This window comes from Rhizobium leguminosarum bv. viciae (genome assembly GCF_012276115.1).
Lineage (GTDB): Bacteria > Pseudomonadota > Alphaproteobacteria > Rhizobiales > Rhizobiaceae > Rhizobium > Rhizobium leguminosarum_T.
The window spans coordinates 125596-139892 of the sequence record NZ_WIEU01000010.1; the positions used below are offsets into that span (position 1 = coordinate 125596).

A 14297-nucleotide genomic window follows, 5' to 3' on the forward strand; every position below is an offset into this window, starting at 1 on the left:
CGCTCAGCGTGCTGCGACCAGACCTTCGCGCTGGGCGCGCTTACGGGCCAGCTTGCGAACACGACGAACAGCCTCGGCCTTTTCGCGAGCACGCTTCTGCGACGGCTTCTCGTAGTAGTCGCGCATCTTCATTTCGCGGAAAATGCCTTCGCGCTGCATCTTCTTCTTGAGAGCGCGGAGAGCCTGATCAACATTGTTATCGCGGACAAGTACCTGCACGAGAATCACGTTCCTTTGGTTGGTTGATGCCGGAGGCGGCGCAGCGGCCAGAGGCAAAACAATAACATTCGCGCGGCCGCAGCCTTGCGATTGGTGATGCGGGATAGCAGATTGGGTACGGGAAGTCCAGATGGATATGGAAGGCGGGCGGAAAAATCACGCTTCGCCTGATCCGGTCATGATCCGGCCGGTTCGGGGGCGGCTTCATCCAGCGCGGCGATTGCCTCCTTGAGAGCCGTCCTGACCCTGAGGCGATCGGCAGGCTCAAGCCGGCTCATATCCAGGTGCAGGTCGAGGCCGGAGAGGTGCTCGCTCAGAACGCGGCTCTTGTGTTCAGCCCCGAGCGTCAGCCCATCCACCCCATAGGGCACGATCTCGCGCTGTATGCCCTTCATCGTGATCGGCGGCAAGGGATGAGCGTCGACGATTTCGTTCACCAGCGCATAGGTTTCGTAGCTGATGACGATCTCTCCTCCCTCAGCGATCGATTGCAGCCGGGCTGCGAGATTGGCCTCCGCCCCGATGATCGTATAGTCCATGCGGTCGCTGCTGCCGAAATTGCCGACGTTGCAATAACCGCTGTTAATTCCCATACGGACGACGAAAGGCTCTTCGGTGCCGTTTCTGCGCCACCTGTCCTTGAGTTCGCCGAGACGGCGTTGCATGTCGACGGCCATACGAAGACATGCTTTCGCATCCTCCTCCGGCCCCTTGGTTTCGGGATCGCCGAAGAAGACCAGCATCGCGTCGCCGATGAATTTGTCGACCGTGCCGCCATGCTCCAGGGCAATGTTCGACATCTCGGTCAGATATTCGTTGAGCATTTCCGTCAGCGCTTCCGGCTGCAGCCGCTCGGTGGTCGCGGTGAAATCCTTGATGTCTGAGAAGAAAATCGTCAGGCGCTTGCGCTCGGTATGGACCACGACGTCTTTCTGTCCGCTGAAGATGCTCTTGTAGATCTGCGGCGAGAGATAGCGCGAAATCTTCAGGGAAACGCTTGCCAGGAATTCGTTCGCCGCTTCAAGGTCCCGGTTGGCGCTATGGATCGCGCGCGCCTGCTGCCGCTGCAGCAGAATGAAGCTGAGGCCAATGATGGCGACAAAAAGAAAATAGCAGAGCAGATATTTGAAGGCGAAGACGTTGCTTACATAGGGTTGCTTGATGACCACTTCCTGAATGCCGCGGACATCGCCGACCTTCCAGTCGGTCTTCGGGCTTTCCGGATGGCTGTTATGGCATGCAACGCAGGCTTGCCCCATGAGCACGGGGGTGATGAACCGCACGGTATCAGTCAGTCCGACGCGGGTGAGGTCGTTCAGCGTCTGCTGCGGATTGGCACGCAGCTCGGCCAGCGCTCGTCTCTCGAAATCGTCGAGCTCGTGGGAAGCGCGGCTTTTGAACGGCAGGTCGGAGACGAAACGATAGGTAATATTGGCCTGCTGCTCTTTGATGACGTCGCCGAGTTCCAGGGAAAGTGTCGCCGGCAGCGGGATCGCGCCTGATATATTGGCGTAGTTGTGGGAGACGACCGTGCCCGCGGTTGCGCCGCTGGCGTGCGCGGCCAGGACGCGCCCCACGACATTGGCGGAATAATAGGAGCGGATGCTCGATATCAGCGAGCTCATGTCGCGGGCCTGACGCCGCAGGGTATTGCCCGAGAGATCGCTGATATCAAGCCAGACGGCAAGCGGCAGCCCGGCGAGCATTGCCAGCACGACGACAATCAGCCAATAGCCGCTGCGGCGCGCGGCGGATTCGGAAATCACGGCGACCTTCATCCTTCTCTCGAAAAAGCATCCGATTTTCGATCGTTACAAGAGCATTTCACCGCGCGCCGGGCAAGGTTGAAGCCTTGTCATCCCGGCAAAAGCCCGGCGAAAACTGGAGGCGTGGCCTGATTGAAGACGGTTCCCTGCCGTTGGCCGGAAAGCGAAATGCGGGAGGCTGAAAAGAGAGCGCCCGGGATGCATCTGCGAATGGCGTTTGGGAGGAAAGCGGCGTAGCTTGTCTGCCGGCAGGTGCGGGTCGCCCTGCCGGCCGTGGGAGGGGACACCCGGTGAGATCATGACGCGCGCGCAGCAAATCGGTGTCGTTCTCGGCCTGGCGATCGTGACTGCGCTGACGATCCTTCGAGCAAGTGATCCCGGGATCTTCAAGTTGATCCGCGGCGTGACCTTCGACGAGTATCAGCGGCTGGTTCCCAGGACCTTCGAGCCGATGCCGGTCCGCGTGATCGACATCGACGAGACGTCGCTGCGCGAATTCGGCCAGTGGCCCTGGCCACGGGACCGGATGGCCCTGCTGGTGGACCGGCTTTCGGAGATGGGTGCCTCAGCCATTGCCTTCGATGTTCTCTTCGCCGAGCCGGACCGGCTGTCGCCGCGCAATGTTGTGCGCGACGTTGCCGGTGTGGATCCTTCCTTGGCCGAGAAGTTGCCCGACAATGACGAGATATTCGCCCGTTCGATTGCCGGAAAACCCGTCGTGCTCGGTTTCGGTCTTTCCAACGAGGGCAACTACCGGCCGCCTGTCAAGGCGGGCTTCGCCTTCACCGGCGAAAGCCCTGTCTCGGCTCCGCCCTATCTCGGCGCCTCGACGCCGCTCAGGCCGCAATTGGAGGCCAATGCGGCGGGGCTCGGCCATATCAGCCTCAATCCCGGCAATCCCTCGCCGGTGGTGCGTGCGGTGCCGCTGTTCTTGACAGACGGTGAACAGCTCTATCCGAATCTCGCGATCGAGGCTCTGCGCGTGGCGCAGGGGGCGTCGACCTATGTGCTATCGGGCGCGCCCGATCGCGCCGGCATCATGACATCGGCAAAGATCGGGGATTTCGTCGTGCCGCTGACGGCAGCGGGCGAACTCTGGCTCTATGTCAGCCCCGACCGGGCCGAGCGATACATATCCGCCCGTCGGGTGCTCGCGGCGGAAGGGGCCTCTCCCGAGGTCGCGGCCGCCATCGATGGCAGCATCGTCTTCATCGGCACATCGGCGGCCGGCCTGCAGGACATCCGCGTCACCGCCCTTGGCGAGAATGTTCCCGGCGTTTCGCTGCATGCGCAGGCCGTCGAGCAGATTCTCTCCGACCATTTCCTGTCGCGGCCCGACTGGGCTGACGGGCTGGAAATCCTGCTGATCGCGGTGCTCGGCTGCCTGCTCGTCGTGGTGACGACATTCGTCAGCCCCGCCGTCGCTCTGATCTGCGGCCTGCTGATCACGGCGATGGCGCTGGTGGCGTCCTGGCTGTCGTTTCTTTATGCAGGGCTTCTCTTCGATCCACTGGCTCCGATCGTCAGCGGATCAATCATCCATTTTGCCGCGACCTCGTTCCGGATCCTGGTGATTGACCGGGAGCGGCGCGCGGTGCGGCGCGCCTTCGGGCATTATCTTTCTCCATCACTGCTCCACCGCATCGAGCATACCCCAGATGCTTTGCGCCTCGGCGGCGACGATCGCGAGCTGACGGTGATGTTCGTCGATGTCAGGAACTTCACCGAGATCAGCGAGCGGCTGGCGCCAACGGATGTCGTCGCGTTCCTGAACACATTGCTCGACGCGCTGAGCCGCCATGTGGTGGCCAATGAAGGCACGCTCGACAAGTTCATCGGCGATTCGATCATGGCGTTCTGGAATGCGCCCGTCGATGTGGCCGATCATGGAACCAAGGCCGTTCGCGCAGCACTTGCCATGCGCGAAACGCTGGCCGAATTGAACGCCGGCGACGCCTTCGGCTTCGGGCCCGGACAACAGGTCGGCATCGGCATCGGCATCCACACCGGCCTTGCCTGTGTCGGCAATATGGGCGCCAAGACGCGCTTCAACTATTCGGCGGTTGGTGATGCCGTCAACACCGCGGCGCGGCTGGAATCATGCTGCAAAGAGGTCGGCTTCGATATTCTGGTATCCGACAGCACGGCAAGGTCAGTGCGGGGAATGGCGCTGATCGAGGCAGGCGCCATTCCGCTCAAGGGCAAGAGCAGCCGAACGCAGATTCTCGCCGTCGTCGGCGACGAACGTGTTGCAGCATCTGCAGAGTTTGCAACACTTATTGTCGTTCACCAGCAACTGACGCAGGCCCTGCTTTCGCATTCGAAAAACACCCGCAAGCTTATCGGCACGGCAAAACTGAGGGCGGCACAGGTGATCGGCGGTCTGGCGGAATTCTACGAGCGCATATCCCGCAGGGCCGATCATTTCCGCGAGGTGCCGGAGGAGGTCGAAAAAAGCGCTGCAGACTGACACGCGTCAGCGACCGCGATTGAAATTCCGACCCGTTTCGCGGTTCCGATCGTTGTCATGATCGCGGTCTCGATCATGGTGGCGCTCGTGCCCCCGATGGTCCAATCCGTGATTTCCAGGCTTGCCATCATCGTCATGCCGGCCATGGCCTTCATGCTTGTCGGGCCTATCCGGCTTGTCATGATGGGGCTTATCGTGGTGCGGCCTGTCATGATGAGGCTTGTCATGATGAGGCTTGTCGGGCTTGTTCGGCCGCTCCTTTTGCGGCTCGGCCTGTCTCTGTGGCGGATCCTGCCTTTGCGGAGCAGGCACAACTGCCGGCGGAGGCCGCGTTCTGTCTTTTCTTTCCGGCGCAACGGAGGCCATATTGCAGCCACCGAGCATGCCGATGCCGCCCGCAAGTCGCTGATTGCCGGAGAGGAAGGGTAGGGCGCGCTGATTTCCGAGCGTCGCGAGGATGCTGGGGTCGACCCGGCGCGCCGCCGACATATCGCCATTTGGCTTGGCCACCACGCAATCGCAGCGCTGCTGCAACTGCCGGCAGCCGCCCGGGCCGCAGAAACGGGCGGCACCATTCAGCAACACGACAGCGGTCGTGCCGTCAGGGCCGACGTAGAAATCGAAAGCGGTGCCGCGTACGCCAATCGTGCCGGCCGGCGTCAGGATCTGATAGGCCGAGGAGTTGGAGCTGCCGCTGACCCAGCGAAATGTGCCCTTGGCCGCCCTGATGGTCAGTTTCTTGACCGATTGGGAATCATCGAAGACATATTTGTCGATGACGACCGACGAACCCCAGCCGACGGCGAGCTTTGTGCCGTCACGAAACAGGAACTGGCCAAGCCCCGATTGCGATGTCTTGATGCGTTCGTTGCGATGAACGCTGGTGTCGACCTCGATCGGCCCGCTCTGTCCCGTCACCTCTGTCTTGATGACGACGGCCTGGCCGACCGGCTCGGCGGCGAGTGCCGGCCATGCGCCACTTAACGCGATGCAAAGCATCGCGACTGATACTGCGCGCCAACCCCACATGATACACATACCCCACAACATGTGATTGTTAACATTTTAGTAATTGCTTGTCTTCTAACCCTCTTGGGTTAGAACCGGGCCTGCGGCCGAGCGGAAATGCAGACGCTTGCGTCATCGGCCTGGAGGGGCATTCTCATCTGCGTGTCGAAAGCAAAGCTCTCCTGCGTCGCAAAACAACCGTTGTGCCGCATTTGGATTTGCGATTTGTATGAGCGCGGAGAACAGGCCCTTTCCCGAAGGAGAAGAAGGCGGATGCGGAAATATTCGGTTTTTGCCGTGGCACGGGAGGCCCTTCGTGGCCACAGGGGCTGGGAGAAGCAATGGAATACGCCTGAGCCGCGCGCCGAATACGACGTCGTCATCATCGGCGGCGGCGGCCACGGGCTGGGAGCTGCCTATTATCTCGCCAAGGAGCACGGCATCACCAATGTGGCGGTGATCGAAAAGGGCTGGCTCGGCGGCGGCAATACCGGGCGCAACACCACCATCATCCGCTCGAACTATCTCTACGAAGAGAGCATGCACATCTACGAGCATTCGATGAAGCTCTGGGAGGGGCTTTCCCAGGAGCTCAACTACAATGTGATGTATTCGCCGCGCGGCGTGATGATGCTCTCGCACAATATTCACGACCAGCAGTCCTTCAAACGGCATATCCATGCCAACCGGCTCTACGGCATCGACAATGAATGGCTGACGCCGGAGCAGGCGAAGGCATATTGTCCGCCGCTCGATATCTCGGCCGGCGCGCGCTACCCGATCAACGGCGCAGCATTGCAGCGGCGCGGCGGCACGGCCAGGCACGACGCGGTTGCCTGGGGTTATGCGCGGGCTGCCTCAGACCGCGGGGTTCACATCATCCAGAACTGTGAAGTGACCGGCATCCGGCGCGGTCCGGACGGACGGGTGACCGGGGTCGAGACCTCGCGCGGCTTCATCGGCGCCAGAAAGATCGCCGTCTCGGCGGCCGGCCATACGACAACCATCATGCAGATGGCTGGTGTGCGCGTGCCGCTGCAATCGAGCCCTCTACAGGCGCTGGTTTCCGAACCGCTGAAGCCGATCTTTCCCTGCGTCGTCATGTCGAACACGGTGCATGCCTATATCTCCCAGTCCGACAAGGGAGAGCTCGTCATCGGCGCCGGCACCGACCAGTATAATTCCTATTCCCAGACCGGCGGGCTGCAGATCATCACGCATACGCTCGACGCCATTTGCGAGCTCTTCCCGATGTTCCGGCGCGTCAAGATGATGCGGCAATGGGGCGGCATCGTCGACAATACGCCGGATCGTTCGGCGATCCAGTCGAAGACGCCGGTTCCCGGGCTTTACGTCAATTGCGGCTGGGGTACCGGCGGCTTCAAGGCGACACCGGGCTCGGCCAATCTCTTCGCGCATTTGATTGCTCGCGACGAGCCGCACAAATTCAATGCCGGGCTGACGCTGGAGCGCTTCCGCAGCGGCCGGCTGATCGACGAGGCGGCGGCGGCGGCGGTGGCGCACTGATGTTGACGGCGGCTCTCCTGACGATCGGGATCAGCGGCGCGGCAATGCCGGCCGGTGACGTCTTTCCCGGCGTCGGAGATTTCCGCCTGCAGAAGATTCACAGGGCTGCCGGCGAAAGCGAATGGCCCTTCGTTGCCGAGAGCGGCACGCTACTTTGCGCGATGATCCTGCGCAAGCCAGCCGTCTATTTCGTGCCTGAGGTCGGCGGAACGCCGGGACGTGCTTTCGCGATCGACAATGATATCACCATGATGGCTTTTGCGAATATCGGCATGACCGATGTGCTGGAGCCCTACGACAATTTCGAACAGCTTCTCAAGCGCCTCATTCCCTATGTGACGATGGGAAAGCGTCTCTGCAATCAACCTCCTGGAACCCACGTTTCCGGATCGGAACTCTAAGACGGGTAACACATGCTGCTGATCTATTGCCCCTACTGTCAGGAAGAGCGCTCCGAGCTCGAATTTCGTGGCGCAGGTGACGCGCATATCGCGCGACCCACCGGTATCGCCTCGATCTCGGACGAGGAATTCGAGGCCTATTTCTTTCTGCGCGACAATCCGAAGGGGCTGATCTTCGAACGCTGGCGGCATATTCACGGCTGCGGGCGCTTCTTCAACGCGGCGCGCGATACGGTGAGCGACAAGTTCATCGTGACCTACAAGGCGGGTGAGCCGAAACCTGAGATCGGTGCGGCGGCCAAGCAGCATGGGCCTGTCGAGACATATGAAGCCGTGGAAGGAGAGGCGCAATGAGCGGCGTGAACCGTATCGCCGGCAAGGGGCGTTTGACACCGGCCAAGACTGCGCGTTTCAGCTTCGACGGCAAGAGCTATACGGCGCTCGAAGGGGATACCGTCGCCTCGGCGTTGATTGCCAATGGTGTGCATCTCATCGGCCGTTCGTTCAAATATCACCGGGCCCGCGGTATTCTGTCGGCGGGGGCCGAGGAGCCGAACGCGCTGATCGACGTTTCCCGCGATACGGCGCGCAAGCAACCGAACGTGCGCGCCACCGTGCAGGAAGTGTTCGACGGCATGATCGTCAGCTCGCAGAACCGCTGGCCCTCCCTTGCCTTCGACGTTGGCGCGGTCAACAATCTGATGTCGCCGTTCTTCGCCGCCGGTTTCTACTACAAGACCTTCATGTGGCCGCGCGCCGCCTGGAAACACGTCTACGAACCGTTCATCCGTCGCGCCGCCGGCCTCGGCGTCGCCCCGACGGAGGAAGATCCGGACCATTATGCCAGCCGCTATGCCCATTGCGATGTGCTGGTGGTCGGCGCCGGTGTTGCCGGGCTTTCGGCGGCGCTGGCTGCGGCCGAGACCGGCGCGCGGGTGATCCTTTGCGACGAGCAGGCGGAAGCCGGCGGCGCATTGCGCTACGATGTCGGGGTAAGGATCGACGGACAGGACGGCAATAGCTGGGCACAGAAGGCCGTGGCGCGGCTGAAGGCGATGGACAATGTCGAAGTGCTGTTCCGTACGACCGCCTTCGGCTACTACAACCACAATTTCGTCGGTCTTGCCGAGCGCGTCACCGATCATATCGCCAAGCCTACCCGCGATCTGCCGCGCGAGCGGCTTTGGCAGGTCCGGGCCAAGCGCGTCATCCTCGCCACCGGCGCGATCGAACGGCACATGGTATTTCCGAACAACGACCGGCCAGGCATCATGCTGGCCTCGGCAGGGCGGATGTATCTCAATCATTACGGCGTCGCCGTCGGGACCAAGGTCGGCATCTACACGGCGCACGACTCGGCCTACGAGGCGGCCTTCGATCTGAAACGATCGGGTGTTTCGATTGCTGCCATCGTCGACAGCAGGCAGGCGCCGGGAGCGGCAATGCTGGAAGAGGCACGGGCGCTCGGCATCGATGTTCTGGCCGGCCAATCGGTCGTCAATACGTCGGGGCGGCTGCGCATCTCATCGATGACGGTAGCGCGCAACGGCGGCGGTTCGCCGCGCAAAATTGCGGTCGATGCGCTCTTGGTTTCGGCCGGTTGGACGCCGTCCGTGCATTTGTTCTCCCAGTCGCGCGGCAAAGTGGCCTTCGATGCCGAAAGCCAGCGTTTCCTGCCCGGCTCCTATGCCCAGGACTGCCTCTCGGTCGGCGCCTGCAACGGCACCGACGACCTGCAGCGGACGATCGAGGAATCGCTTGCCGCCGGCGAACTGATGGCGCAGGCCACCGGCAAAAGCAGCGGCGAGAAGATCGCAATTTCGGCCGAGCAAGCCTATGACTGGACGGGCGGCATGATCGGCGCTGCCGAAGGCGCCGGACCGAAGACCAACGCCAAGGCCTTCATCGATTTCCAGCATGACGTCTGCGCCAAGGATATCCGCCTTGCCGTGCGCGAGGGCATGCATTCGATCGAGCACATCAAGCGCTTCACGACCAACGGCATGGCCTCGGACCAGGGCAAGCTCTCCAACATGCATGGCCTGGCGATTGCCGCCGAAATGCTCGGCAAGGAAATCCCGCAGGTCGGGCTCACCACCTTCCGTGCGCCCTATACGCCGGTCACCTATGGTACGCTGGTCGGCCATTCGCGCGGAGAGCTGTTCGATCCGACACGCAAGACGCCGCTGCACGGCTGGGAAGAAGCCCATGGCGCGGTCTTCGAGGATGTCGGCAACTGGAAGCGCGCCTGGTTCTATCCGCAGGCCGGCGAGACCATGCATCAGGCGGTGGCTCGCGAATGCGGGACGGCACGCGAGGCGGCTGGCATCTTCGACGCCTCGACGCTCGGCAAGATCGAGGTGGTGGGGCCGGATGCGGCGGAATTCCTCAACCTCATCTACACCAATGCCTGGGATACGCTGAAACCCGGCAAGGCCCGATACGGCATCATGACCCGCGAGGACGGCTTCGTTTATGACGACGGCGTTGTCGGACGCTTGGCGGACGACCGTTTCCATGTGACGACGACGACCGGCGGCGCGCCGCGGGTTCTCCATCACATGGAAGATTACCTGCAGACGGAATTCCCGCATCTGAAGGTATGGCTGACCTCGGTGACCGAACAATGGGCTGTCATCGCCGTGCAGGGGCCGAAGGCGCGCGAGATCGTCGCGCCGCTGGTCGAAGGGCTCGATCTTTCGAACGAGGCCTTCCCGCATATGAGCGTCGCTGAGTGTACGGTCTGCGGGGTGCCGGCACGGCTCTTCCGCGTCTCGTTCACCGGCGAAACCGGCTTCGAAATCAATGTGCCGGCCGATTACGGCCAGTCGGTGCTCGAAGCGGTCTGGGCCAATGCCGAGCCGCTCGGCGCCTGCGTCTACGGCACGGAGACGATGCACGTTCTTCGCGCCGAAAAGGGTTACATCATCGTCGGGCAGGATACCGATGGGACGGTGACCCCCGATGACGCCGGACTTTCCTGGGCGGTTTCCAAGAAAAAGACGGATTTTGTCGGCATTCGCGGGCTGAAGCGGCCGGACCTCGTCAGGGACGGACGCAAGCAGCTCGTCGGCCTCGTCACCAAGGATCCGAAGCTGGTGCTCGAAGAAGGCGCGCAGATCGTCGCGAGCCCGAACGAGCCGAAGCCGATGACCATGCTTGGCCACGTCACATCAGCCTATTGGTCGGAAAATTGCGGTCGGTCGATCGCCTTCGCGCTCGTCGCCGGCGGCCGGGCGCGGATGGGCGAGACGCTCTATGTGCCGATGCCGGACCGGACGATCGCCGTCGAAGTGACGGATCTGGTATTCTTTGACAAGGAAGGGGGCCGCATCCATGGCTGATGTTGCAATTCGTAAACCGGCGCTTGCCGGCCGTCTCGGCGGCTCCGCAACGGTGCGGCTGACGACCGCACCCGCCGCCAGCCGGGTGGCGTTGCGCGCGCCGGCGGAATCGCTTGCAGCACTTTCCTCTGCTCTCGGCCTGGCGCTGCCGGATGCCCCGAAGACATCCGGCCGGGCCGGCGCCCGATCGGCGCTCTGGATTGGGCCGGACGAGTGGTTGGTGATCGACGAGGCCGGCGCCGATCTGATCGCAACACTTTCCGGTGCCGGCACGCTGCATTCGGCGACCGACGTTTCCCACCGCAATGTCGCGATCATCGTCTCGGGACCGGGTTCGGAGGCGACGCTTTCGGCCGGCTGCCCGCAGGATCTGTCGCTTTCTTCCTTTCCGGTCGGCGCCGCATCGCGCACGATTTTCGGCAAAGCGGAAATCGTGCTTTTCCGTACGGAAGAAGACACGTTCCGGGTGGAGTGCTGGCGGTCGTTTTCGGATTATGTCTTCGGGCTGCTGAACGAGGCGGCCGAAGATGCCGGGCACTGAGTCTCAGCAAAGCGCGGGCGTGCGCTCATTCAAGAGGTAAGCGAATGCTGCACCATGCCTCCCTCGGCGTTTCCGACATCGAGCGGTCGGCGGCATTTTACGATGCCGCCCTTGTGGCGCTCGGTTATATCAGGGTCTGGGACGATATCAGGCCGGGGCAAACAGGGCAGGCGGTCGGCTACGGCCCTCCCGGCGGCGGGGACAAGCTGGCGATCAAGCATCGTCCGGACGGCCAGCGTGCGCCCGGCCCGGGTTTTCATCTGGCGTTTGCCGCGCCGAACCGCCAGGCGGTCGATCGGTTCTATGCGGCGGCAATCGCGCATGGTGGAAGCGACAATGGCCGTCCCGGCCTGCGGTCCCACTACGGTGAGCACTATTACGCGGCGTTCGTCACGGATCCCGACGGACATGCTCTCGAAGCCGTGTTCAATTCGGCCGAATAACAAAGCAATTCTGCTCAGATGTTCTCGGGACGGTCCTTCGGGTCGAATTGGATGATGGTGATCCATTTTGCCGTCAGCGCCGGCTTCTTCTCGTTTTCGATCTCGATCGTAACGTCATAGGTGGTCATCAGCATGCCGGCGCCGCGGAAGCGGGCTTCGGAGAGCAGGAAGCGGCCGCGGACGCGGGCGCCGCTTTTCACCGGCGTCATGAAGCGAACGCGATCGAAGCCGTAGTTGATGCCGAGGGTCTGCTCGCGCACTTTCGGCAGGCAGTTGTAGTTCATCGTCGACAGCAGAGACAGGGTCAGGAAGCCATGGGCGATGGTGCCGCCGAAGGGACTCTCGGCCGCCGCGCGCTCAGGGTCTGTATGAATGAACTGATGGTCGTCGGTCGCCGCCGCGAAGGCGTCGATCATCGTCTGGTCGACGGTGACCCAATCCGAAAGGCCCGTTTCCATGCCGATCAATCCCCGCACGTCGGAGAGTGAAATTTCCGTGACCATGAATTCCTCGTGAAATTAGCCGCCGCGGCAAAGCCTTATCGTGCATTTGTGACGATTGCGACAAGGATTTGCGCAAGCGAGGGGAGGCGGTCAATTTTCTACGAAAAAGGCAATCGAGCGCGGCTCGACGATTGCGCGGCCACCGGTTTTCTTCGCTCCATCCGGGGTCAACTGGCGCCAGTCCGGTTCGCCCTCAGAAGGCAGCGTGAAAAATTGGCGGCTCCCCGAGCGATTGAAAAGCACACCGAGCCGGGTCTGCCTGCCGCGAGAGGAGCGGTCACCGGTCGATAACAGCATGCCGAGGGTGGAGAGCGACGGCGTCTCCCATTCGGCAACACTCATCGGCTCGCCGGAGAGCGAAATCCATTCGACATCGCCGTTTCCTGACAGGAAGCCCGGTTCGGAGAACACGGTGAAGCGGCGGCGCAGGCCCGCAACAAAGGCGGTGTGGGCGATGAGATCCCCGTCCAACGCCTTCCAGTCCAGCCAAGTGATCTCGTTGTCCTGGCAATAGGCGTTGTTGTTGCCATGCTGGCTGCGGCCGCCCTCGTCGCCCGCCGTCAGCATGATGCTGCCGCGGGTGGCAAAGAGCGTTGAGATCAGCGCCATCACATCGTCCCGGCGGCGCTTGCGGATCGTCGGATAGACGGTTTCGCCTTCGACACCATTGTTCCAGGAATGGTTCTCGTTATGGCCGTCGCGATTGTGTTCGCCGTTGGCGTCGTTGTGCTTTCCGGCGTAGGAGACGAGATCGATCAGCGTGAAGCCGTCATGGGCAGCGAGGAAATTGACGCTGCGCGTTTCCTTGCCGTCGTTGCGGGAAAAGATGTCGGAGGAGCCGGCGAGTGCGGTTGCCAGCGCGCCGGTCTTCCAATCGTCGCCGCGCCAGTAGCAGCGCAGGTCGTCGCGAACCCGGTCGTTCCATTCCAGGAAGGGCGGCGGGAAATTCCCGAGCTGGTACCCGCCCGGGCCGATATCCCAGGGTTCGGCGATCATGATCCGGTCGGCAAGCACATCGTCGGAGAGGATCGCGGCCAGCGTTCCCCCGCCGCGCTCGAAGCCTGTCGCGGTGCGTCCGAGCACCGGGGCCAGATCGAAGCGAAAACCGTCAACGCCGGCGTTGAGCACGAAGTGGCGCAGGCTGTCGATGACGAGACGGCGGACCTCAGGATGATCGCAGGCGATCGTGTTGCCGGTGCCTGTGTCGTTGACGAGTTCGCCCGGCCAATTCTGGGCGTGGCGATAATAATGCAGGTTGTCGAGGCCGCGCAGCGACAGCGTCGCGCCGTAACGGTCGCTCTCGCCGGTATGGTTGAAGACGAGGTCGAGGATGACGGCAATGCCTTCGGCATGGAGGGCCGCGACCGTCTCGCGCAGCTCCGTCATGCCGCCGGGGACGAGCCGCGGATCGAGCGCCATGAAGGCGACGGGATTGTAGCCCCAGCCGTTGGTGAGGCCGAGCGGTGGCAGATGGCGTTCGTCGATCCAGGCGGTGATCGGCATCAGTTCGACGGCGTCGACACCGATCCGCTTCAGATGCGCGACGACGGAGGGATGGGCAAGCGCTGCGACCGTGCCGCGTTGAGCCTCCGGCACGTCGGGATGAAGAATGGTGAAGGGCCGCACCGCCACCTCATAGATAAAGCCGCCCGGCTTGAACAGCGGCTTGCCGATCGCGGCTCGGGTATCCGTGGTGACGATCGCCTTCGGCATCAGATCCTGGCTGTCCTCGCCATAGATGCCGAGGCGGGGATCGTAGCGGAACGGCCTGTCGATCTCCTTGGCGTAGGGATCAATCAGCAATTTGGAAGGATCGTACCAGAGGCCGTTATCGGGCGCATAGATACCGTCGGCGCGATAGCCGTAGCGCGCGCCCTCCTTCAGTCCGTCGACAAAGAGACGATGGAAGTAGTTGCTGTCGCGCGCCATCGGCAGGCGCACGAATTCCCTGTTGCCGTCATCCTCGAAGAGGCAGAGTTCGATCTGTGCGGCATGATGCGACCATACGGCAAATTCGACGCCGGTCTCGAAGACGATCGCGCCGGCTTGCGCCGAACTGCTTCCCCGCATGTTTC

Annotated in this window: 12 protein-coding genes; 7 read left to right on the forward strand and 5 right to left on the reverse strand. The window is 62.4% G+C overall.

From position 1 onward, the window contains the following. Nucleotides 1-3: 3 nt before the first annotated feature. Both rpsU and GFM02_RS18855 read right to left on the reverse strand, forming a co-directional pair. Entirely contained in the window at nt 4-219 is a 216-nt protein-coding gene (gene rpsU, locus GFM02_RS35180) for a 30S ribosomal protein S21 (RefSeq protein WP_003542939.1), read from the reverse strand. 176 nt (nt 220-395) lie between these two features. After that, nucleotides 396-1997: an adenylate/guanylate cyclase domain-containing protein gene (locus GFM02_RS18855; protein WP_168271040.1), complete on the reverse strand. Its 1602-nt coding sequence runs from the start codon at nt 1995-1997 to the stop codon at nt 396-398. Between the two features lie 286 nt (nt 1998-2283). Between GFM02_RS18855 and GFM02_RS18860 the strand changes: the two genes are divergently transcribed. Next, nucleotides 2284-4455, forward strand: a complete 2172-nt coding sequence (locus GFM02_RS18860) for a CHASE2 domain-containing protein (protein ID WP_168271039.1) — start codon at nt 2284-2286, stop codon at nt 4453-4455. A gap of 6 nt (nt 4456-4461) precedes the next feature. On the opposite strand, the gene GFM02_RS18865 is transcribed toward GFM02_RS18860, so the two are convergent. Next, a complete protein-coding gene (locus tag GFM02_RS18865; protein WP_205930372.1) occupies nt 4462-5484 on the reverse strand; it encodes a FecR family protein in 1023 nt (340 codons plus the stop codon). Nucleotides 5485-5736: 252 nt separating this feature from the next. On the opposite strand from GFM02_RS18865, the gene GFM02_RS18870 reads away from it, so the two are divergent. Genes GFM02_RS18870 through GFM02_RS18895 form a run of 6 tightly spaced genes read left to right on the forward strand, consistent with a single transcriptional unit; the run spans nt 5737 to nt 11719 of the window. Then, the gene (locus GFM02_RS18870) at nt 5737-6990 is read left to right on the forward strand and encodes a sarcosine oxidase subunit beta family protein (RefSeq protein WP_168271038.1); all 1254 of its coding nucleotides are present in this window, start codon (nt 5737-5739) and stop codon (nt 6988-6990) included. Then, on the forward strand, nt 6990-7391 hold the full coding sequence (locus GFM02_RS18875) for a hypothetical protein (protein ID WP_168271037.1): 402 nt from the start codon (nt 6990-6992) through the stop codon (nt 7389-7391). The genes GFM02_RS18870 and GFM02_RS18875 overlap by 1 nt, the downstream gene beginning before the upstream one ends. Before the next feature lie 12 nt (nt 7392-7403). After that, complete coding sequence (locus tag GFM02_RS18880) at nt 7404-7745, forward strand: sarcosine oxidase subunit delta (protein ID WP_168271036.1); 342 nt, start codon at nt 7404-7406, stop codon at nt 7743-7745. Beyond that, nucleotides 7742-10735, forward strand: coding sequence for a sarcosine oxidase subunit alpha (locus GFM02_RS18885; RefSeq protein ID WP_168271035.1), 2994 nt, complete (start codon nt 7742-7744; stop codon nt 10733-10735). The genes GFM02_RS18880 and GFM02_RS18885 overlap by 4 nt, the downstream gene beginning before the upstream one ends. Next, on the forward strand, nt 10728-11276 hold the full coding sequence (locus GFM02_RS18890; RefSeq protein ID WP_168271034.1) for a sarcosine oxidase subunit gamma: 549 nt from the start codon (nt 10728-10730) through the stop codon (nt 11274-11276). Before GFM02_RS18885 ends, GFM02_RS18890 begins: the two co-directional genes overlap by 8 nt. 44 nt (nt 11277-11320) lie before the next feature. Then, on the forward strand, nt 11321-11719 hold the full coding sequence (locus tag GFM02_RS18895) for a VOC family protein (RefSeq protein ID WP_168271033.1): 399 nt from the start codon (nt 11321-11323) through the stop codon (nt 11717-11719). A gap of 14 nt (nt 11720-11733) precedes the next feature. Here GFM02_RS18895 and GFM02_RS18900 read toward each other — a convergent pair whose 3' ends face one another. Beyond that, the gene (locus GFM02_RS18900) at nt 11734-12222 is read right to left on the reverse strand and encodes a MaoC family dehydratase (RefSeq protein WP_168271032.1); all 489 of its coding nucleotides are present in this window, start codon (nt 12220-12222) and stop codon (nt 11734-11736) included. A 90-nt stretch (nt 12223-12312) separates the two neighbouring features. Next, nucleotides 12313-14292 (reverse strand): glycogen debranching protein GlgX, encoded by a 1980-nt coding sequence (gene glgX, locus GFM02_RS18905; RefSeq protein ID WP_168322413.1) that lies wholly within the window; start codon nt 14290-14292, stop codon nt 12313-12315. Between the last annotated feature and the right edge of the window lie 5 nt (nt 14293-14297).